Source organism: Streptomyces sp. WAC05374, from assembly GCF_004353505.1.
In the GTDB taxonomy this organism is placed as follows: domain Bacteria; phylum Actinomycetota; class Actinomycetes; order Streptomycetales; family Streptomycetaceae; genus Streptomyces.
Genome location: NZ_SMNQ01000006.1, coordinates 239,515 through 258,534, shown reverse-complemented (window position 1 = coordinate 258,534; position 19,020 = coordinate 239,515). Strand labels below are relative to the sequence as shown.

The window sequence follows — 19,020 nt, the reverse complement described above, 5'->3', positions numbered from 1 at the left end:
ATGGTCGGGGTGACCGTTCACGCGCGCACGGAGGTGCACCCTGTCCGCCGAGACCTTCGACCACGTGACAGCCTCCGGTGCCCGCCCCGTGCCGCGGTGGCGTGCGGCGCTGTACCGGGCGGCGCCGGCGCTGGGGCTGTTCGCCGCGGCACGGCTCACCGGGATGACGGTGATGGCGCTGTGGGCCTGGCACACCGGCCGCTCGCCGCGCGCCCTGCTGGCCATGTCCTGGGACTCCGACTGGTACCTGGCGATCGCCGCGCACGGCTACGGCACGACGCTGTACTGGCCGGACGGCGTCGTCCAGTCGGACCTGGCGTTCTTCCCCCTGTACCCCGGCCTGGTGCGCCTGGTGACGGTCCTGCTTCCGGTGGCGGGCGGAACGGCCGGGCTGCTGGTGTCCTGGACGGCGGCGGGCGCGGCGGCGTGGGGCATCCACCTGATCGGCGAGAAGCTGTACGGGCGGGACGTGGCGACCACCCTGGTGCTGCTGTGGGGCCTGCTGCCGCACTCGATCGTGCTGTCCATGGCGTACACGGAACCGCTGCTGACGGCCTTCGCGGCCTGGTCGCTGTACGCGCTGCTCACCCGCCGCTGGCTGTGGGCGGGCGCCCTCGCGGCGCTGGCGGGGGCTGCGCGGCCGAACGGCATCGCGGTCGCCGCGGCGGTCGGGGCGACGGTGGCGTACGAGGCCTGGCGCCTGTTCCGCGGCGAGCGGCGCACCGACTGGCGCATGTGGGCGGGGGCGGCCGTGGCACCGGCGGGCTGGGCGGGCTACCTGCTGTGGGTGGGCGTGCGCAAGGGCGACCCGCTGGGCGGGTACTTCGCCGTGCAGGCGGGGTGGACGTCCCGGTTCGACTTCGGGGCGGGCACCCTCGGCTTCGTGCGCTCGGTGGTGACCAGGCCGATGGACCTCGGCTTCACGGTGTCTCTGCTGCTCACCGGCGCGGGGGTCGTGCTGGCCGCGCTGCTGGTGGTGGAGCGGCCGCCGCTGCCGCTGCTGGTGTACACGGCGGTGCTGGTGGTGATCGCGGTGGGCGGGTCGGGCTTCTTCGAGTCCAAGCCACGCTTCCTGGTGCCCGCGTTCCCGCTGCTGGTGCCGGTGGCGTGCGCGCTGCGCAGAGCCCGGCCGAGGGCGGCGGCCGTGGTGGTCGCCGCCCTGGCCGGGGTGTCGTTCGGCTACGGGACGTACCTGCTGGTACTCGCCCCGATGGCGCTGTAGGCCGGGGCTCAGGCCTCGTCGCCGGGCTCGGCGTCGCCGCCCTCGGACTCCAGGCCGAACTGCTCCACGAGCCACTTGTCGAACTCGATCGACGCGCGCACCCAGCTCACCGTCGACTGCACGAAGTGCTCCAGGCTGACGCCGGTGCCGATCAGCATCTGCGCCTCGCCGATGAGCCGTACGGTCGCGCCGCCCTGCTCGTCCTCGTGGAGGTGCGTATAGACCTTCGGCCACAGGGTGCGGCGGTTCCAGTCGTCGATCGTCTCGAGGATCTGCGCGCGGTTCTCCACCGGGTGCGGGCGGTCGTAGAAGGTCCGCACCGAGAAGACCTGCTGCTCCGCCTCGCCGCGGAACATGAAGTACGTGCGGAATTCCTCCCACGGGGCGGCGAGGTCGCCCTCGTCGTCGATGACGTACTTCAGCTCCATCTGCTCCAGGAGCTGCTTGACGAGGTCCTGGTCGGGGACGACGGGGCCCGCCGGTCCTGCGGCCTCTTCAGGCTGGGGCTGGCCACCGAAATTCGGAATGGAGGCCGGGTCGATGCTCACCGTGAATTTCCCTTCGAACGATTGCCGCCATCCTCTCCCATGCCGGGCCGTGGGTGGCAAGCCCGCGCGGCGGCGATCCGCTGCGAGCTGACATGATCTCGTTCCTGTGGCCGAGGAGACCGGAAGAACGCGACCGCTCGGGCGGTACTGGTGGATCTGGGTGACGCTGGTGGTGGTCCTGGGTGTGCCGGCCGGCTGTGTCGCCTGGGGCGCGTACGCCCTGAGCGAGTCCGGCAGGGAGCAGGAGGTGCCGTGCGACAAGGCGCTGGCCTTCGCCCGGGCCGCCCTGCCCGAGGGCGCCCGTGACGCCCGGTGCACCGGGGCGCACTGGCAGGACACGTACGTCACGGCCTCGTTCCGGGTGCCCCGCGCGCAGGCCCGGGACTGGCTGTCGGCGACCTACCCGGCGGCGCGGCGCGCCGTGTCCTGCGACACGGACCTGTGCCTGCGCGCGGAGTACGGCGACGCCGACCTCGCGGCGGTGGACGTGGACGTGACGTACGAGGACGGGGACACCGCCCTCGTACGCCTGCGGGCCTTCGACATGTAGCCCGGGTTACTGCGCCGCGCCCACGATCAGGCCGTCCTCGAAGCGGTCCACGCGCACCGTGTCGCCGTCCTGGACCTCGCCCGCCAGGATCTCCTTGGCGAGCCGGTCGCCGATGGCCGTCTGGACCAGGCGGCGCAGCGGACGGGCCCCGTACGCCGGGTCGAAGCCCTCGGCGGCGAGCCAGTCCAGGGCCTCGGGGGTGACGTCCAGGGTGAGCCGGCGCTCGGCGAGGCGGGCCGCCAGCCGGTCGATCTGGAGCCGGGCGATGTGGGCGAGCTGGTCCCGGTCGAGGGCCGAGAAGACGACGATGTCGTCGAGCCGGTTGAGGAACTCCGGCTTGAAGGAGGCCCGCACCGCCTCCAGCACCTGCTCCTTCCTCCGCTCCTCCGGGGTCGCCTGGTCCATGAGGAACTGACTGCCCAGGTTGGAGGTGAGGATGAGGATGGTGTTGCGGAAGTCGACCGTGCGGCCCTGACCGTCGGTCAGGCGGCCGTCGTCGAGGACCTGGAGCAGGATGTCGAAGACCTCCGGGTGGGCCTTCTCCACCTCGTCCAGCAGGACGACGCTGTACGGGCGGCGGCGCACCGCCTCCGTGAGCTGGCCGCCCTCCTCGTAGCCGACGTAGCCGGGGGGCGCGCCGACCAGCCGGGCGACGCTGTGCTTCTCGCCGTACTCGCTCATGTCGATGCGGACCATGGCCCGCTCGTCGTCGAAGAGGAAGTCGGCGAGGGCCTTGGCCAGCTCGGTCTTGCCGACACCGGTGGGGCCGAGGAAGAGGAACGAGCCGGTGGGCCGGTCGGGGTCGGAGATCCCTGCGCGGGTGCGGCGCACGGCGTCGGACACCGCCCGTACGGCGTCGGTCTGGCCGATGAGCCGGCGGCCGATCTCGTCCTCCATGCGCAGCAGCTTCTGCGTCTCGCCCTCCAGCAGGCGCCCGGCCGGGATGCCGGTCCAGGAGCCCACGACGTCGGCGATGTCGTCGGCGCCGACCTCGTCCTTGACCATCGTGTCCCTGGCGGCCTCCTGCTCGGCCTCGCTGGCCGCCTCCAGCTCCCGCTCGACGGCCGGGATCTCGCCGTACAGCAGCTTGGAGGCGGTGTCGAAGTCGCCGTCGCGCTGGGCGCGCTCGGCCTGGCCGCGCAGGTCGTCGAGCTGCTCCTTGAGCTCACCGACGCGGTTGAGGCCCTGCTTCTCCTTCTCCCAGCGGGCGGTCAGGCCGCGCAGCTCCTCCTCCTTGTCGGCGAGGTCGCGGCGCAGCTTCTCCAGGCGCTGTACGGAGGCGGGGTCGGACTCGTTCTTCAGCGCCAGCTCCTCCATGCGGAGGCGGTCGACGGCGCGCTGGAGCTCGTCGATCTCCAGGGGCGAGGAGTCGATCTCCATCCGGAGCCGGGACGCGGCCTCGTCGACGAGGTCGATGGCCTTGTCGGGCAGGAACCGGGAGGTGATGTAGCGGTCGGAGAGCGTGGCGGCGGCTACCAGGGCCGAGTCGGCGATCTGGACCTTGTGGTGGGCCTCGTACCGGCCCTTGAGGCCGCGGAGGATCGCGATGGTGTCCTCGACGGTCGGCTCGGCGACCAGGACCTGCTGGAAGCGGCGCTCCAGGGCGGGGTCCTTCTCGATGCGCTCGCGGTACTCGTCGAGGGTCGTGGCGCCGACCATGCGCAGCTCGCCGCGGGCGAGCATGGGCTTGAGCATGTTGCCCGCGTCCATGGCGGAGTCGCCGCCGGCGCCCGCGCCGACGACGGTGTGCAGCTCGTCGATGAAGGTGATGATCTGGCCGTCGCTGGCCTTGATCTCGGACAGGACGGTCTTCAGCCGCTCCTCGAACTCGCCCCGGTACTTGGCGCCGGCGACCATGGCGCCGAGGTCGAGGGCGACCAGGCGCTTGTTCTTCAGGCTCTCCGGGACGTCGCCCTTGACGATGCGCTGGGCGAGGCCCTCGACGACGGCCGTCTTGCCGACGCCGGGCTCGCCGATGAGCACCGGGTTGTTCTTGGTGCGGCGGGACAGCACCTGCACCACGCGGCGGATCTCCTGGTCCCGGCCGATGACCGGGTCGAGCTTGCCGTCACGGGCGGCGGCCGTGAAGTCCGTGCCGAACTTCTCCAGCGCCTTGTACTGGCCCTCCGGGTCCGGTGTGGTCACGCGGCGCCCTCCCCTTGCCTTCTCGAACGCGTCCAGCAGCTTCTTCGCACTGGCCCCCTGCTCGCTCAGCACCTCGCCGGCCCGGCCGCCCTTGGCCGCGATGCCGATGAGCAGGTGCTCGGTCGACAGGTACTCGTCGCCGAGCTCCTTGGCGCGCTGCGAGGCGTCGGCGATGACGGCGAGCAGGTCGCGGTTGGGCTGCGGCGGGGCGACCGTGGAGCCGGTGACGCTGGGCTGGGCGGCGAGCACGCGCTCGGCCCCGGAGCGCAACGAGGCCTGGTCGGCGTCGACGGCGGCGAGCAGGTCGGTGATGTTCTCGTTGTCCTGGCCCGCGAGCAGCGCGAGCAGCAGGTGCGCGGGGGTCAGGTCCGCGTGTCCCTCGGACACGGCACGGCTGGTGGCGGCGTTCAGCGCATCCCGGCTCTTGTTGGTCAGCTCGGCGTCCACGGGCGGTCTCTCCTCCTCGTTGCCACGGGCTCTGTCGACTATGACTCATCCAACGTACGTAAAGTTGAGTCTATTCCACTCAAGCTGGTCCGCGGTACCCGCCGCCGGTAGGTTCGCGGGCATGGCCATCGATCCCCGCAACCCCGGCGACGCGTACCTCGGCTTCTGGCGCGAGTACCACATGTCCACGCTCACCACGCCCCGGCCGGACGGCACCCCGCACGTCGTGGCGGTGGGCGTCACGTACGACCCCGAGGGCGGCGAGAAGGGCATCGCCCGGGTGATCACCAACAAGCACAGCCGCAAGGTCGCCAACGTGCTGGCCGCGGGCCCCGGGGGCGCGCGGGTGGCGGTGTGCCAGGTCGACAAGGGCCGCTGGGCGACCCTGGAGGGCGTCGCGACGATCCGCACGGAGCCGGAGGTCGTCGCGGACGCGGTGGAGCGCTACGCGGCCCGCTACGGCCGCACGCCCACGCCGAACCCGGACCGGGTCGTGATCGAGATCGCCCTCACCCGGGCGATGGGCCGCGCCTGATCGCCGAACCGAGCCCCGAAGGAACGGCGTACGCGCACAGCACAGCGGCGCCACCGTGTTCAGGTCCACGATGGCGCCGCTGTGTGGGGGAAGCACCTGGGCGATTTACAACGACGGGGGAATCGCTCAGGCGCTGCGGGGGGTGGCGGTGGTGGTCTCCGGCTCGACGAGCTGGTGGTCACGCTGGTCGAGGTTGACGAAAATCATGCCGTACCGGATGGCGCAACGAACGGGCTGCGGAGCTCCGCGGGGCCGTCGGAGGCATCGGTAGGCTCGGATGTCCTCGTCGTCTCCGCGCGTGATGACGATCGGCTCACCGAAGAGGGTGACCATCAACGAATCGCCACTGTGCGGCACAGCCGTGACGAGGTCGATGAAATGCCACCCGGAACGGTAGGCGGATGCCATCTCGCGCCGGAAGCGCGAGTCGTCGGGAACGTTCATGCGCCGACGAGGGTCCAGCCGGGGTCGTTCGCCGTCAGGCCCGCGGTTGCGGGTGCGACGGCGGTCCAGCCCGGGTCCAGCGCGGCCGTACCCGACCTGACGGGTTCGGCGGTCCACGAGGGGTCGTTCACGGCCAGGCCCGGCGCGGCGGCCGCCACGGCGGTCCAGCCCGGGTCCGGCGTCGTGGTCACGGTGCCGGGAGCCGCCTGCGAGTCCTGACCCTCGGCCGCCCCCAGAACCCCTACCGCGCCGGCAGCGATGAACGCACTGGCAACCACTGCGCGTATGAGTCTCTTCGTCATCACCGAGCAACCTCACTTGAAGGCAACGTCTCTTTCCAACCCCCGCGGCTACGACGATTGCTCACTCTCCACGCTTCCACCACCTACGACAGGCATCATGTTCCTGAGATGCAGGAGCCTGGGGGTGTACAGATGAGCGTAAAACCGGACAAGCCTGGCCACCCCCATTCCCACACGGAGCTGTGCGAGGCGGGTTCCGAGCTCTACGCGAACGCCTTGCGCAGCGGACGAATACCCCGGTCAGAGGCGGATGAGGTGCCGTGCCTGCTCGACCTCGCGCTGCTGCACCCCGACCCCGACGACGCCCAGTGGCTCCGTCCCGTACCGCCCTCCTCCGCCCTGGCCCAACTGCTCCAGCCCATCGAGCGCGAGATCCTGGAGCGTAGACGCCTCACCGTCGAACTGTCCGACGCGTTCGAGCCATTCATGGCCATCAGCGCCCAGAACGCGCCCACCACCCACGCCATCACCGTGCTCGAGGGCCTGAGCCGGATCAACGCCACCCTGGACCGGGTCGTCGCCGGCTGCGAGAAGGAACTGCTCACCGTCCAGCCGGGCGGCGGGCGCCCCGCCCACGGGCTGAGCGAGGCCCTGCGCCGCGTACGGCCCCTGCTCGGCCGGGGCATCCGGATGCGCACGCTCTACCAGCACACGGCCCGCCACACGGAGCTGACGCTCACGTACCTGGAGCACGTGGGCCCGGAGGTGCAGGTGCGCACCCTGGAGCAGATCATCGACCGGCTCATCATCGTCGACCGCGAAGTCGCCTTCGTACCGGCGCGCAGCGACCGCCAGGTCGCCCTGGAGCTGCGCCACCCCGGCCTCGTCGCCTACCTCGCCGGCGTCTTCGACCAGTTCTGGCAACTGGCCGTGCCCATCAACGAGGAGATCCCGTACGACCTGAAGTCGGACGGCATCAGCGGGGTCCAGCGCTCCATCGCCAAACTGCTGGTCGAGGGACACGTCGACGAGGCCATCGCCCGCCGCCTCGGCATGAACGTGCGGACCTGCCGCGCCCACATCGCCAAGCTCGCCTCCGTCCTCGGCAGCGGGAGCCGGGCCCAACTCGGGTACCTGATAGCCAAGTCGGGCATCCTGGAGCAGGACCACTGACCATGCACGCCCCCTTCCCCGCCGCACCGGCCGTGCGGCTCCGCCCCGGCGCCGGCACCCTCGACGTCACGGGCCCCGGCCTGCCGCACGTACGCCTCGTCCGCGCCCCCGGCACGGAGCCCGACCCGCTCATCCCGATCGGCACCCGCGACCCCGCCCTGCTGACGCTCACCGTCGACGGCCGGCCGGCCGGGATCTCGCCCGCCAAGGGGCGGCTGTCCCGCCGCTCCTACCGCGTCGACGCCCGCGTCGGCGGCACCCGCTACCGGCTCGTGCCCTGCTCCCACGAGGAGAGCCGGCTGCTGCGCGACGGACGCAAGCTGGGCGAACTGGAGTCGACCGGCGACGGCCGCGTCACCGCCGACTGGGACGAGCACGCCGAGGTGCTCGCCGAGGACGCCGCCGTCGGCGCCGCCCTGGCGGCGGCCTTCGGGACGGGCGCGCGGCCGATGTGGGAGACCACGCTGGACATGGTGAGCGAGCTGATCCCCTGATCCCTCAGGACGGCTCGGCCGGCTTCCACGGGGTGACCTCCAGGACGCCGGTGGTGCCGAGGTCCAGCGGCCCGCCGTCGGCCGGGGCGACCGTCTGGGCCGCCACACCGGGCGCCGGGGTCACCCGCAGGTACGCGCCACTGGTCGCCACGACGTCGGTGCGCGTCACCGTGTTGCGCCAGACCACCGACGCCCGGGCCTGCTCGCCCGGCGCCAGGACGAACGACGACGGCTTGGTGGTGGTGTCGACGTGCGAACCGTTGCGGACGGTGACGTCCAGCTTCTCGCGCCGCTCGCCGAGGACGTCGAGCACGGGGTAGCCGCTCACGCCGAACGGCCTGGTGCCGCAGTTGGCCAGCGTCACCCCCATGGCACGCAGGCCCGTCGCGGCCTCCGTCATCCCCGTCACGACCCGGACCCCGGAAGCGGGGCACTCCCCCTCGGCGGCGGCGGGCGGCTCCCCGCCCCGGGGCGGCGGCCCCGGCAGGGCAGGCGGCTCCAGCGGCGGGGCCGGGCTCGCCGTGACCCGCTCCGGCAGGGGCGCGTCACCCGTCTCGTCGTCGCAGCCGGCCGCGAGGGCGGCCAGCGCCAGCAGCGCCACGCCGGTGCGCGGTCGGCCGCGTGAGGTCCCCCGAGTCGTACGCATCCCCGGATCATCGCACGCCCGTACGGAGAGAAGGCCCCCTCCGCCCGGTCTCGCCGGAGGGAAGGGGCCTTGACGTCATGCGCTGTCAGTCGCCGCGCTTGGGCGGACGCCACACCACGAGCGCGCCCGCCTGCTGCACGTCCTGATAGGGCACCAGGTCGCGCCGGTACGAGGCGTGCACCTGGGCCTCGCGCTGGCGCATCGCCGCCGCCGCGCCCTCGACCGCCGCGCTCAGCTCGGCGACCCGGGACTGGAGGGCGGCGACCTGGTTCTCCAGTTCGATGATCCGCTTGATGCCGGCCAGGTTGATGCCCTCGTCCTGCGACAACTGCTGCACCTGCCGCAGCAGCTCGATGTCACGGGCCGAGTAGCGCCGGCCCCGCCCGGCCGTACGGTCCGGGGAGACCAGACCCAGCCGGTCGTACTGGCGCAGCGTCTGCGGGTGCAGTCCGCTGAGCTGGGCCGCCACCGAGATGACGTACACCGGTGTCTCGTCGGTCAGCTCGTACGGATTGCGACGGCGTCCGTCCATCTCAAGCCCCCTTCGCGGCCTGGAACAGCTCGGCCCGCGGGTCCTCACCCGCCGTGGCCTCCCGGTATGTTTCGAGCGCCTCGCGCGCCTTGTCGCCCAGCTCCACCGGCACGGCCACCTCCACGGTGACGAGCAGGTCCCCGCGCGTGCCGTCCTTGCGGACCGCCCCCTTGCCCCGGGCGCGCATGGTGCGGCCGTTGGGCGTGCCGGCCGGGATCTTCAGCGTGACCGCGGGCCCGCCGAGGGTCGGCACCCTGATCTCGCCGCCGAGCGCCGCCTCGTCGAACGTGACGGGCACCGTGACGGTCAGGTTGTCGCCCTTGCGGCCGAAGACCGGGTGGGCGCCGACGTGCACGACCACGTACAGGTCACCGGCCGGGCCGCCCCGCTCGCCGGGCGCGCCCTTGCCGCGCAGCCGGATGCGCTGCCCGTCGGAGACGCCCGCGGGGATGCGGACCTGCATGGTGCGGGACGACTTGGCGCGGCCGCTGCCGTGGCAGACGTCGCACGGGTCCTGGGCGATGAGTCCGCGGCCCTTGCAGTCCACGCACGGGTCGGTCAGCGAGAAGGAGCCGCTGCCGCCGCGCGAGACCTGGCCGGTGCCGACGCACGTGGGGCACACGCGGGGCGTGCCGTTCTTGTCGCCGGTGCCCGAACAGGCCTTGCAGGGCTGCTGGCTGGACATCCGCAGCGGGACCGTGGCCCCGTCCACCGCCTCGGTGAAGCTGAGCGTCACCTCGGACTCGATGTCCTGGCCCCGGCGCGGCTGCGTACGGGTGCCGGGGCCGCCGCCCCGGTTGAACAGGCCCCCGAACACGTCGCCGAGACCGCCGCCGAAGCCGCCGGCACCCGCTCCGCCCTGGGCGCCCCCGAAGAGGTCGCCCAGGTCGAAGTTGAACGTGCCGCCGGCTCCGCCGCCCGGACCGGGCCGGAAGCCACCGTTGCCGAACAGGGCGCGGGCGTCGTCGTACTCCTTGCGCTTCTTGGGGTCGCCGAGGATGTCGTTCGCCTCGGAGATCTCCTTGAAGCGCGCCTCCGCGCCCGCGTCACCCTTGTTGGCGTCCGGGTGGAACTCGCGGGCGAGCTTCCGGTACGCCTTCTTGATCTCGGCCTCGGTGGCGTCCTTGGGGACGCCGAGAACCTTGTAGTAGTCCTTCTCCACGAAGTCCTTCGTGCTCATCGACGTCCCTCCTTCCGATCCTTCCGACCACCGGTCAATGCGTCAGCCCTCCTCGGGGCCACCGCTCTCCTCGTCGGCCGGCTGCTCCTCCTTGGACCCCGCGGCGGCGGCCGGGGCCGCCCCCGGCTGGGGCTCGGCCACCGCGACGCGCGCGGGCCGGATGGTCCGCTCGCCGATGCGGTACCCGGGCTGGAGGATCGCGACGCAGGTCGTCTCGGTGACGTCCGGCGCGTACGAGTGCATCAGGGCCTCGTGGATCGTCGGGTCGAAGGGCTCGCCCTCCTTGCCGAACTGCTGGAGGCCCATCTTCGCGGCGACCGTCTCCAGCGATTCGGCCACCGACTTGAAGCCGCCCACCAGCTCGCCGTGTTCACGGGCGCGGCCGATGTCGTCGAGCACCGGCAGGAGCTCGGTCAGGAGGTTCGCGACGGCGATCTCCTTGACCGTGACCCGGTCGCGCTCGACCCGGCGGCGGTAGTTCTGGTACTCGGCCTGGAGCCGCTGGAGGTCCGCGGTGCGCTCACCGAGCGCGGTGCGGGCCTGGTCCAACTGGGCCGTCAGGCCGGCGACGTTTGCGGTCCCGTCCCCTGCCGGGGCCGCCGTGCCCTCCTCCGCGGGGGTCGCGGGAGAGGTGGCACCGGCGGCTTCGGCGGCGTCGTCAGGCGCGGCGCCGGAGGGGACGTCGGGCTTCTCCTCGAAGCCCGGGGTCTCCTCCGTCATGCGGCCCCCTTCGGCTTCTCGTCGTCGACGATCTCGGCGTCGACCACGTCGTCGTCGGCGGCACCCTGCCCGGCGCCCGGAGCCTCACCGGCACCGGCGGCACCCTGGGCGGCCTGGGCGTCCGCGTACATGGCCTGGCCGAGCTTCTGCGAGACGGCCGCGACCTTCTCCGTGGCGGTGCGGATCTCGGCGGTGTCCTCGCCCTTCAGCTTCTCCTTGAGCTCGTTCACCGCCGTCTCGACCTCGGTCTTGACGTCGCCCGGGACCTTGTCCTCGTTGTCCTTGAGGAACTTCTCCGTCTGGTAGACGAGCTGCTCGCCCTGGTTGCGGGTCTCGGCGGCCTCGCGGCGCTTGTGGTCCTCCTCCGCGTACCGCTCGGCCTCCTCACGCATCCGGTCGACCTCGTCCTTCGGCAGCGAGGAGCCGCCGGTGACGGTCATCTTCTGCTCCTTGCCCGTGCCCAGGTCCTTCGCGGTCACGTGCATGATGCCGTTGGCGTCGATGTCGAAGGAGACCTCGATCTGCGGGACGCCGCGCGGGGCCGGCGGAAGGCCGGTCAGCTCGAACATGCCGAGCTTCTTGTTGTACGCCGCGATCTCGCGCTCGCCCTGGTAGACCTGGATCTGCACCGACGGCTGGTTGTCCTCGGCCGTCGTGAAGATCTCGGAGCGCTTCGTCGGGATCGTGGTGTTGCGCTCGATCAGCTTGGTCATGATGCCGCCCTTGGTCTCGATGCCGAGGGACAGCGGGGTCACGTCGAGGAGCAGGACGTCCTTGACCTCACCCTTGAGGACACCGGCCTGGAGCGAGGCGCCGATGGCGACGACCTCGTCCGGGTTCACGCCCTTGTTGGCCTCCTTGCCGCCGGTCAGCTCCTTGACGAGCTCGGCGACGGCGGGCATGCGGGTGGAGCCACCGACGAGGACGACGTGGTCGATCTCGGAGAGGGCGATGCCCGCGTCCTTGATGACGTTGTGGAACGGGGTCTTGCAGCGCTCCAGCAGGTCCGCGGTGAGCTGCTGGAACTGGGCGCGGGTGAGCTTCTCGTCCAGGTGCAGCGGGCCCTCGGCGGACGCCGTGATGTAGGGCAGGTTGATCGAGGTCTCGGTGGACGAGGACAGCTCGATCTTGGCCTTCTCGGCGGCCTCGCGGAGGCGCTGGAGGGCCATCTTGTCCTTGGACAGGTCCACGCCGTGGCCGGAGTGGAACTGCTTCACCAGGTAGTCGACGACACGCTGGTCCCAGTCGTCACCACCGAGGTGGTTGTCACCGTTGGTGGCCTTCACCTCGACGACGCCGTCGCCGATCTCCAGCAGCGAGACGTCGAAGGTGCCGCCACCGAGGTCGAAGACCAGGATGGTCTGGTCGTCCTTGTCCAGGCCGTAAGCGAGGGCGGCGGCCGTCGGCTCGTTGACGATGCGCAGGACGTTGAGGCCCGCGATCTCACCGGCCTCCTTGGTGGCCTGGCGCTCGGAGTCGTTGAAGTACGCCGGGACGGTGATCACCGCGTCGGTGACCTTCTCGCCCAGGTACGCCTCGGCGTCGCGCTTCAGCTTCTGCAGGATGAAGGCGCTGATCTGCTGCGGGTTGAAGTTCTTCCCGTCGAGCTCGATCTTCCAGTCGGTGCCCATGTGGCGCTTGACGGACCGGATGGTCCGGTCGACGTTCGTGACCGCCTGACGCTTGGCCACCTCGCCGACGAGCACCTCGCCGTTCTTGGCGAAGGCGACGACGGACGGCGTGGTCCTGGCGCCCTCGGCGTTGGTGATGACGGTGGGCTCGCCGCCTTCCAGAACGCTGACGACGGAGTTAGTCGTGCCCAGGTCGATGCCGACCGCACGTGCCATTTTCGATTCCTCCAACTGACTTGAGTGGAACAGGCTCAAGGATGCATGACGGCCGGACGCGAGTCAACAGAGTTGAGCCACTTACGCTCAACTTATGTGGGCGGGAGCGCGTGGCCCGGGCCCTGGGCGCACGAGGCGCGCGAGGGCACACGACCCGCCGCATACCCCGAACCACTACCACCTCACACACAACCGTGCGATCGTTCAAAGAACGACCCAAAAGCCGCATAACGCGCAAAGTTGTCAGGTGGTGTGCCCATGCGCCTCTCCCCACCGCCCTCCTCCCCGGACCAACCCTCCGACGCCGAGCCCCCCGGCGCCGCCGGGCAGGGCCCGGACCACACGAAGCCCCTCACCCCCGGGCGGACCCCCGAGACCCCCGACCTCGCCGCGCCCCCCGACCTCGCCGCGCCCCCCGCCCTCGCCGAGCCCCCCGCCCCCGAGCGGCCCACCGCCTCCCACCGGCCGCTCGACCCGAAGCGGGCCTTCGACCTGGCCCTCGGGTCGGCGCTGCTCGTCCTGGTGACCCCACTGCTCCTCGCCGCCACGGTCGCCACCGCGCTGAGCCGGCCCCCCGGCGGGGTGTTCGTGACGGAGACGAGGACCGGGCTCGACGGGCGGCCGTTCACGCTCCGCCACCTGCCCACCCGCCGCTTCGGGCTGCACGTGCTGTCCCGGCTGCCGCACGTCGTCCGCGGGGAGATGTCCCTCGTCGGCCCGGCACCGCTCCCGCCCGGCCACCCGGCCGCCCGCGCCCCCTGGCGCCGGACCGTCAGACCCGGGCTGACCGGGCTGGCACAGGTCCGGCGCGCCTCGGCGCTGCCGTGGGACGAGCCGCTGCTGCTCGACCAGCACTACGTGGAGCACCACTGGATCGGCCTGGACCTGGCGCTGCTGCTGAGCGCCCTGCGCACCTTCCGCAGGTCACGGCCGGCCCGGCCGTCGCGACGACCGTCGCCCGCGCCGTCGCGGACCGTGCCCGGTCAGGCTCACCTGAGCGACGCAGATCACCGCTTGCGCGGCTACAGTGCGGCGGAATAAGTGGGTACGCTCAGCACGAACTGAATAAGTTACCGCTTAGTAGTACCGCGTACTCCCCGTACTCCACCCTCGCAGGCCCGAGGAGCCTCCATGCAACTCGCCGCGATCATTGTGTCGCTGACCCTGACCGTGGTCGGCGTTGCGCTGCTCGCCCGCGCCATCGGTCAGTTCGTCCGCCACTTCAAGCTGGGTCAGCCGGTCCCCGCCGGGACCCGGACCGACAACCCCTACCAGCGCAGTGTGACGCTGGTACGGGAGTTCCTCGGCCACACGCGGATGAACCGGTGGGGCGTCGTCGGCATCGCCCACTGGTTCGTGGCGGTCGGCTTCCTGACGCTGCCGCCCACGATCATCACGGCGTACGGGCAGCTCTTCCAGGCGGACTGGACGCTGCCGATCATCGGCGGCTTCCTGCCCTACGAGCTCTACATCGAGTTCATCGGCGCGATGACCACCCTGGGCATCGCCGTGCTGATCGCCATCCGCCTGCTGAACCTGCCCTCGCGCCCGGGCCGCAAGTCCCGGTTCGCGGGCTCCAAGATGGGTCAGGCGTACTTCGTCGAGTACGTCATCCTCACCATCGGCCTCGCCATCTACGTGCTGCGCGGCCTCGAGGGCGCCCTGCACCACGTGGACCACTACGAGGCCGCGTACTTCGCCTCGTACCCGCTGGTCCTGGCGCTGAAGGGGCTGAGCGTCGGCGCGCTGCAGAACCTGGTCTACCTGTTCGCGATGATCAAGCTGAGCACGACCATGATCTGGATGATCACGGTCTCGCTCAACACCAACATGGGTGTGGCCTGGCACCGCTTCCTCGCGTTCCCCAACATCTGGTTCAAGCGCGACGCCGACGGCTCCACCGCGCTCGGCGCCCTCCAGCCGATGACGTCGGGCGGCAAGGAGATCGACTTCGAGGACCCGGGCGACGACGACGTCTACGGCGTCTCCCAGGTCGAGCACTTCTCCTGGAAGGGCCTGCTCGACTTCTCCACCTGCACCGAGTGCGGCCGCTGCCAGTCGCAGTGCCCCGCGTGGAACACGGGCAAGCCGCTCTCGCCGAAGCTGCTGATCATGTCGCTGCGCGACCACGCGCACGCCAAGGCGCCGTACCTGCTGGCCGGCGGCGGCAAGACGATGGAGGGCGAGGAGAAGGCGTCCGAGGAGGCCCTGAAGGACGTCCCCGCCTCCGCCCTCGCCGAGGCCGAGCGCCCGCTGATCGGCACCCTCGAGGAGAACGGCGTCATCGACCCGGACGTGCTGTGGTCCTGCACCACCTGCGGCGCGTGCGTGGAGCAGTGCCCGGTCGACATCGAGCACGTCGACCACATCGTCGACATGCGCCGCTACCAGGTGATGATCGAGTCCGCGTTCCCGTCCGAGGCGGGCACGATGCTCAAGAACCTGGAGAAGAAGGGCAACCCCTGGGGCCTGGCCAAGAAGCAGCGGGTGGAGTGGACCAAGGAGGTCGACTTCGAGGTCCCGATCGTCGGCAAGGACGTCGAGGACCTGTCGGAGGTCGACTACCTGTACTGGGTCGGCTGCGCCGGCGCCCTGGAGGACCGGGCCAAGAAGACCACCAAGGCCTTCGCGGAGCTGCTGCACATGGCGGGCGTCAAGTTCGCGATCATGGGCGGCGACGAGAAGTGCACGGGTGACTCCGCCCGCCGCCTGGGCAACGAGCCGCTGTTCCAGCAGCTCGGCCAGGAGAACGTCGCGATGCTGAACATGGCGTTCGGCGAGGACGACGAGGACGAGTCGACGAAGAAGCCCAAGTCGGCCAAGAAGATCGTCGCGACCTGCCCGCACTGCTTCAACACGATCGCGAACGAGTACCCGCAGCTCGGCGGCGAGTTCGAGGTCATCCACCACACGCAGCTCCTGCAGCACCTGATCGACGAGCGCAAGCTGATCCCGGTGACCCCGGTCGACGGTCTGATCACGTACCACGACCCGTGCTACCTGGGCCGCCACAACAAGGTCTACACGCCGCCGCGCGAGATCATGGACGCCGTCCCGGGCCTGCGCCAGCAGGAGATGCACCGCCACAAGGAGCGGGGCTTCTGCTGCGGCGCCGGTGGCGCGCGCATGTGGATGGAGGAGCGGATCGGCAAGCGCATCAACACCGAGCGCGTCGACGAGGCCCTGTCCCTCAACCCGGACATCGTCTCCACCGCCTGCCCCTTCTGCCTCGTGATGCTCACGGACTCCGTGAACGGCAAGAAGAACGACGGCAAGGCCAAGGAGAGCCTCCAGGTCGTGGACGTGGCCCAGCTCCTGCTGGAGTCCGTCAAGAAGCCGGTGGAGGAGTCCCCGGCGTCGGACACGGACACGGACGCGGACTCGGAGCCGGAGCCGGTGAAGTAGTTCCCGTACGCCCGCGCGTACGACGGCGACAGCGGCCGGACCAGCCCATGGAGGGCGGGTCCGGCCGCTGTCGTCGGCGCGTGTGACCGACGCCTCAGCGGGCGTGACAACGCCCCACACCCCTCCCCACAGCGGGACGAAACGGTCAGCTCCGCACGATTCAGGACCCCTAGGGGATGTCACAGCTCAGCAGCAAACGACTCCCCGTTCCCGGCCCCGTCCACCGGAGTCGGCCGGACCGGGTACGTTCGGTGACGTGGCTGGATTCAGGATCGGACGCGGCCGGGACAACCGCACCCCGCAACAACACCCGCAGCAGGGGCCGTACGGCAACGCGGCGCCGCCCCCGTACACGGGCCCGCAGCAGCAGTGGCACCAGGGGCAGCACCAGGGGCACCCGCAGGGGCAGCACCAGGGGCAGCAGCAGTACGGGGAGCCGGAGTACTTCGGCGACCCGTACCAGCAGCAGCACTCCGCCGCCCCGCACGACCCGTACGCGGCGAACAACCCGGGCCACACCCGGGCGTTCAGCATCCACGACGAGGCGTACGCCGGCGGACCCGACGCGTACGGCGACGGCGCCACGTACCAGGCCGGCGCCGCCGCCGCCCCGGCCGGCCCGCGCCTGCACTGGAAGCAGTTGCTGAGCGGCATCGTCATGCGCCCGGGCCCGACGTTCTACCAGATGCGCGACCACGCCGTCTGGGGCCCCGCACTGGTGGTCACCTTCCTCTACGGCCTGCTCGCCCTCTTCGGGTTCGACCAGGCCCGCGAGGAGGCGATCAACGCGACGCTGTCGACGGCGATCCCGTACGTCCTCGTCACCGGCGTCATGTTCGTCGTCGGCGGCCTGATCATGGGCGCGGTCACCCACACCCTGGCGCGCCAGCTCGGCGGCGACGGCGCCTGGCAGCCGACGGTCGGCCTCTCGATGCTGATCATGGCGATGACGGACGCGCCGCGCCTGCTCTTCGCGCTGTTCCTGGGCGGCGAGAACACCCTCGTCCAGGTCATCGGCTGGCTGTCCTGGCTGGCGGCGGGAGCCCTGTTCACCTCGATGGTCCGCACCTCGCACGACCTGCCGTGGCCGAAGGCCCTGGGCGCGTCGGCGATCCAGCTCGTGGCGCTGCTGTCGCTGATCAAGCTCGGCACGATCTGAGCCGCGTACGCACGAAGAGGGCCCCCGCCACAAGGCGGGGGCCCTCTTCGTGCGTCCCGGTGTCAGGCGTCGAGGACCTGGCCCTCACGCTTCACGACGGGCGGCTCGACGCTCCACGGGAAGTTGATCCACTCATCGGTCTTCTTCCACACGTACTCGCACTTCACCAGGGAGTGCGACTTCTCGTAGATCACCGCGCTGCGCACCTCGGCCACCGCGCCGAGGCAGAAGTCGTGGACGAGCTTCAGCGTCTTGCCGGTGTCGGCGACGTCGTCGGCGATCAGCACCTTCTTGTCGCTGAAGTCGATCACGTTCGGCACCGGCGCCAGCATGACCGGCATCTCCAGCGTGGTCCCGACGCCGGTGTAGAACTCCACGTTCACCAGGTGGATGTTCTTGCAGTCCAGCGCGTACGCCAGACCGCCGGCGACGAACACCCCGCCACGGGCGATGCTCAGCACGATGTCCGGCTCGTACCCGTCGTCGGCGATGGCCTGCGCCAGCTCGCGGATCGCGGTCCCGAACTTCTCGTAGGTCAGGTTCTCCCGTACGTCACTCATGCTCACACCTGCGTCCGATGGAAGTTCTGGAAGGACCGCGAGGCGGTCGGCCCCCGCTGCCCCTGGTACCGCGATCCGTAGCGCTCACTCCCGTACGGGAACTCGGCCGGCGAGCTGAGGCGGAACATGCAGAGCTGCCCGATCTTCATGCCCGGCCAGAGCTTGATCGGCAGCGTGGCGAGGTTCGACAGCTCGAGCGTCACGTGCCCGGAGAAGCCGGGGTCGATGAACCCGGCGGTCGAGTGCGTCACCAGCCCGAGCCGCCCGAGCGAGCTCTTCCCCTCGAGCCGCGAGGCGATGTCGTCGGGGAGGCTGATCACCTCGTACGTCGAGGCGAGCACGAACTCACCCGGGTGCAGGATGAACGCCTCGTCCCCCTCCGGCTCGACCAGCCGCGTCAGGTCCGCCTGCTCGACGGCCGGGTCGATGTGGGGGTAGCGGTGATTCTCGAACACCCGGAAGTAGCGGTCCAGCCGCACGTCGATGCTCGAGGGCTGCACCATGGAGTCGTCGTACGGGTCGATGCGCACCCGCCCGGCGTCGATCTCGGCCCGGATGTCCTTGTCTGAGAGAAGCACTCCCCGAGGATACGCAGAGCGCGCGGGCCCACCCCAATCGGACGGCCCCCGCGCGCTCACCCTCACTCCGCTACCGCCGCTGCAGCTCCACGGGCACGGCGTGCCGCAGCCGCGCACACCGCGGACACCGCAACAGCCTCCCGGGCCCGATCCGGCCGGCACCGAGCTGCTGCATCGGGAACGAAGCGGTACTGAACACGTGCCCCTCGGCACAGCGGACGACGGTGCGCTCCATGGAGTCCATCAAGTCCCTTCCCCAACCAAAGCGTGGACGAGAAAGCCACATTAGGGGATCAACGGGACACCACTCCAGGCGGCACTCCGCCCACCCACCGTACGCCCCAACTCCCGCCCCCCGCACACCGATCGGTCCCCCACACAGCACAAAGACCCCGCGGCGCGATACACCGGGGGCCTGCCAATGAGGTACAGTGAGCGACGGTACGACACCGGATCTCCGGTGCCTACTTACGCGGGTGTAGTTTAATGGTAGAACATGAGCTTCCCAAGCTCAGAGCGCGGGTTCGATTCCCGTCACCCGCTCCACGCAGAAGGCCCAGGTCATCGACCCGGGCCTTTCTTGTTGTCTGGAC

At 70.9% G+C, this 19,020-nt stretch carries 19 protein-coding genes and 1 tRNA gene; 9 read left to right on the top strand and 11 right to left on the bottom strand.

All coding sequences use genetic code 11. From position 1 onward, the window contains the following. Positions 1 to 88: 88 nt before the first annotated feature. Positions 89 to 1,222, top strand: a complete 1,134-nt coding sequence (locus E2B92_RS15315) for a hypothetical protein (RefSeq protein WP_133087567.1) — start codon at positions 89 to 91, stop codon at positions 1,220 to 1,222. A gap of 8 nt (positions 1,223 to 1,230) precedes the next feature. Here the strand turns inward: E2B92_RS15315 and E2B92_RS15310 are convergent, their stop codons facing one another. Continuing rightward, positions 1,231 to 1,770 carry a YbjN domain-containing protein gene (locus E2B92_RS15310; protein ID WP_126885616.1) on the bottom strand — a complete coding sequence of 180 codons (540 nt, stop codon included), beginning with the start codon at positions 1,768 to 1,770 and terminating at the stop codon, positions 1,231 to 1,233. Positions 1,771 to 1,876: 106 nt separating this feature from the next. Between E2B92_RS15310 and E2B92_RS15305 the strand changes: the two genes are divergently transcribed. Beyond that, positions 1,877 to 2,320 carry a hypothetical protein gene (locus E2B92_RS15305; protein WP_126885617.1) on the top strand — a complete coding sequence of 148 codons (444 nt, stop codon included), beginning with the start codon at positions 1,877 to 1,879 and terminating at the stop codon, positions 2,318 to 2,320. 6 nt (positions 2,321 to 2,326) lie between these two features. On the opposite strand, the gene clpB is transcribed toward E2B92_RS15305, so the two are convergent. Beyond that, a complete protein-coding gene (clpB, locus tag E2B92_RS15300; protein WP_126885618.1) occupies positions 2,327 to 4,912 on the bottom strand; it encodes an ATP-dependent chaperone ClpB in 2,586 nt (861 codons plus the stop codon). Positions 4,913 to 5,033: 121 nt separating this feature from the next. Between clpB and E2B92_RS15295 the strand changes: the two genes are divergently transcribed. Further along, complete coding sequence (locus E2B92_RS15295; protein WP_126885619.1) at positions 5,034 to 5,447, top strand: pyridoxamine 5'-phosphate oxidase family protein; 414 nt, start codon at positions 5,034 to 5,036, stop codon at positions 5,445 to 5,447. 126 nt (positions 5,448 to 5,573) lie between these two features. Here the strand turns inward: E2B92_RS15295 and E2B92_RS15290 are convergent, their stop codons facing one another. Beyond that, positions 5,574 to 5,891 carry a (2Fe-2S)-binding protein gene (locus E2B92_RS15290; RefSeq protein WP_073756807.1) on the bottom strand — a complete coding sequence of 106 codons (318 nt, stop codon included), beginning with the start codon at positions 5,889 to 5,891 and terminating at the stop codon, positions 5,574 to 5,576. Further along, entirely contained in the window at positions 5,888 to 6,082 is a 195-nt protein-coding gene (locus E2B92_RS15285; RefSeq protein WP_126885620.1) for a hypothetical protein, read from the bottom strand. Before E2B92_RS15285 ends, E2B92_RS15290 begins: the two co-directional genes overlap by 4 nt. Positions 6,083 to 6,325: 243 nt before the next feature. Here E2B92_RS15285 and E2B92_RS15280 point away from each other — a divergent pair, with 243 nt between their 5' ends. Both E2B92_RS15280 and E2B92_RS15275 read left to right on the top strand, forming a co-directional pair. Continuing rightward, a complete protein-coding gene (locus E2B92_RS15280) occupies positions 6,326 to 7,306 on the top strand; it encodes a helix-turn-helix transcriptional regulator (RefSeq protein WP_126885621.1) in 981 nt (326 codons plus the stop codon). A 2-nt stretch (positions 7,307 to 7,308) separates the two neighbouring features. Continuing rightward, a complete protein-coding gene (locus E2B92_RS15275) occupies positions 7,309 to 7,800 on the top strand; it encodes a hypothetical protein (protein ID WP_126885622.1) in 492 nt (163 codons plus the stop codon). Positions 7,801 to 7,804: 4 nt separating this feature from the next. Here E2B92_RS15275 and E2B92_RS15270 read toward each other — a convergent pair whose 3' ends face one another. The 5 genes from E2B92_RS15270 to dnaK all read right to left on the bottom strand — a co-directional run bounded on the left by E2B92_RS15270 (position 7,805) and on the right by dnaK (position 12,725). Then, complete coding sequence (locus tag E2B92_RS15270; protein ID WP_126885623.1) at positions 7,805 to 8,446, bottom strand: DUF4232 domain-containing protein; 642 nt, start codon at positions 8,444 to 8,446, stop codon at positions 7,805 to 7,807. Between the two features lie 85 nt (positions 8,447 to 8,531). Continuing rightward, positions 8,532 to 8,978: a heat shock protein transcriptional repressor HspR gene (locus tag E2B92_RS15265; RefSeq protein WP_126885624.1), complete on the bottom strand. Its 447-nt coding sequence runs from the start codon at positions 8,976 to 8,978 to the stop codon at positions 8,532 to 8,534. A 1-nt stretch (position 8,979) separates the two neighbouring features. Continuing rightward, on the bottom strand, positions 8,980 to 10,158 hold the full coding sequence (dnaJ, locus tag E2B92_RS15260; protein WP_126885625.1) for a molecular chaperone DnaJ: 1,179 nt from the start codon (positions 10,156 to 10,158) through the stop codon (positions 8,980 to 8,982). A gap of 42 nt (positions 10,159 to 10,200) precedes the next feature. Beyond that, positions 10,201 to 10,878, bottom strand: coding sequence for a nucleotide exchange factor GrpE (gene grpE, locus E2B92_RS15255; RefSeq protein ID WP_126885626.1), 678 nt, complete (start codon positions 10,876 to 10,878; stop codon positions 10,201 to 10,203). Next, positions 10,875 to 12,725: a molecular chaperone DnaK gene (dnaK, locus tag E2B92_RS15250; RefSeq protein WP_126885627.1), complete on the bottom strand. Its 1,851-nt coding sequence runs from the start codon at positions 12,723 to 12,725 to the stop codon at positions 10,875 to 10,877. The genes grpE and dnaK overlap by 4 nt, the downstream gene beginning before the upstream one ends. 258 nt (positions 12,726 to 12,983) lie before the next feature. On the opposite strand from dnaK, the gene E2B92_RS15245 reads away from it, so the two are divergent. From E2B92_RS15245 to E2B92_RS15235, 3 genes are all read left to right on the top strand, one after another. Continuing rightward, on the top strand, positions 12,984 to 13,766 hold the full coding sequence (locus tag E2B92_RS15245) for a sugar transferase (protein WP_133087562.1): 783 nt from the start codon (positions 12,984 to 12,986) through the stop codon (positions 13,764 to 13,766). A 90-nt stretch (positions 13,767 to 13,856) separates the two neighbouring features. After that, complete coding sequence (locus tag E2B92_RS15240; protein WP_126888695.1) at positions 13,857 to 16,130, top strand: (Fe-S)-binding protein; 2,274 nt, start codon at positions 13,857 to 13,859, stop codon at positions 16,128 to 16,130. A gap of 256 nt (positions 16,131 to 16,386) precedes the next feature. After that, entirely contained in the window at positions 16,387 to 17,289 is a 903-nt protein-coding gene (locus E2B92_RS15235) for a Yip1 family protein (protein ID WP_126888694.1), read from the top strand. 62 nt (positions 17,290 to 17,351) lie between these two features. Here the strand turns inward: E2B92_RS15235 and E2B92_RS15230 are convergent, their stop codons facing one another. Both E2B92_RS15230 and dcd read right to left on the bottom strand, forming a co-directional pair. After that, positions 17,352 to 17,849, bottom strand: a complete 498-nt coding sequence (locus E2B92_RS15230) for a phosphoribosyltransferase (RefSeq protein WP_126888693.1) — start codon at positions 17,847 to 17,849, stop codon at positions 17,352 to 17,354. A gap of 2 nt (positions 17,850 to 17,851) precedes the next feature. Next, positions 17,852 to 18,427 carry a dCTP deaminase gene (gene dcd / locus E2B92_RS15225; protein ID WP_126888692.1) on the bottom strand — a complete coding sequence of 192 codons (576 nt, stop codon included), beginning with the start codon at positions 18,425 to 18,427 and terminating at the stop codon, positions 17,852 to 17,854. A 472-nt stretch (positions 18,428 to 18,899) separates the two neighbouring features. Here dcd and E2B92_RS15220 point away from each other — a divergent pair. Then, a tRNA-Gly gene (locus E2B92_RS15220) sits at positions 18,900 to 18,973 on the top strand. Positions 18,974 to 19,020 lie beyond the last annotated feature (47 nt).

What these genes read in the sequence shown, in the direction of transcription:
- E2B92_RS15295 (WP_126885619.1), top strand. Translation starts at nt 5,034, where the DNA reads ATGGCCATCGATCCCCGCAACCCCGGCGACGCGTACCTCGGCTTCTGG.
- E2B92_RS15290 (WP_073756807.1), bottom strand. Translation starts at nt 5,891, where the DNA reads ATGAACGTTCCCGACGACTCGCGCTTCCGGCGCGAGATGGCATCCGCC.
- E2B92_RS15280 (WP_126885621.1), top strand. Translation starts at nt 6,326, where the DNA reads ATGAGCGTAAAACCGGACAAGCCTGGCCACCCCCATTCCCACACGGAG.
- E2B92_RS15275 (WP_126885622.1), top strand. Translation starts at nt 7,309, where the DNA reads ATGCACGCCCCCTTCCCCGCCGCACCGGCCGTGCGGCTCCGCCCCGGC.
- E2B92_RS15270 (WP_126885623.1), bottom strand. Translation starts at nt 8,446, where the DNA reads ATGCGTACGACTCGGGGGACCTCACGCGGCCGACCGCGCACCGGCGTG.
- E2B92_RS15265 (WP_126885624.1), bottom strand. Translation starts at nt 8,978, where the DNA reads ATGGACGGACGCCGTCGCAATCCGTACGAGCTGACCGACGAGACACCG.
- dnaJ (WP_126885625.1), bottom strand. Translation starts at nt 10,158, where the DNA reads ATGAGCACGAAGGACTTCGTGGAGAAGGACTACTACAAGGTTCTCGGC.
- grpE (WP_126885626.1), bottom strand. Translation starts at nt 10,878, where the DNA reads ATGACGGAGGAGACCCCGGGCTTCGAGGAGAAGCCCGACGTCCCCTCC.
- dnaK (WP_126885627.1), bottom strand. Translation starts at nt 12,725, where the DNA reads ATGGCACGTGCGGTCGGCATCGACCTGGGCACGACTAACTCCGTCGTC.
- E2B92_RS15245 (WP_133087562.1), top strand. Translation starts at nt 12,984, where the DNA reads ATGCGCCTCTCCCCACCGCCCTCCTCCCCGGACCAACCCTCCGACGCC.
- E2B92_RS15240 (WP_126888695.1), top strand. Translation starts at nt 13,857, where the DNA reads ATGCAACTCGCCGCGATCATTGTGTCGCTGACCCTGACCGTGGTCGGC.
- E2B92_RS15230 (WP_126888693.1), bottom strand. Translation starts at nt 17,849, where the DNA reads ATGAGTGACGTACGGGAGAACCTGACCTACGAGAAGTTCGGGACCGCG.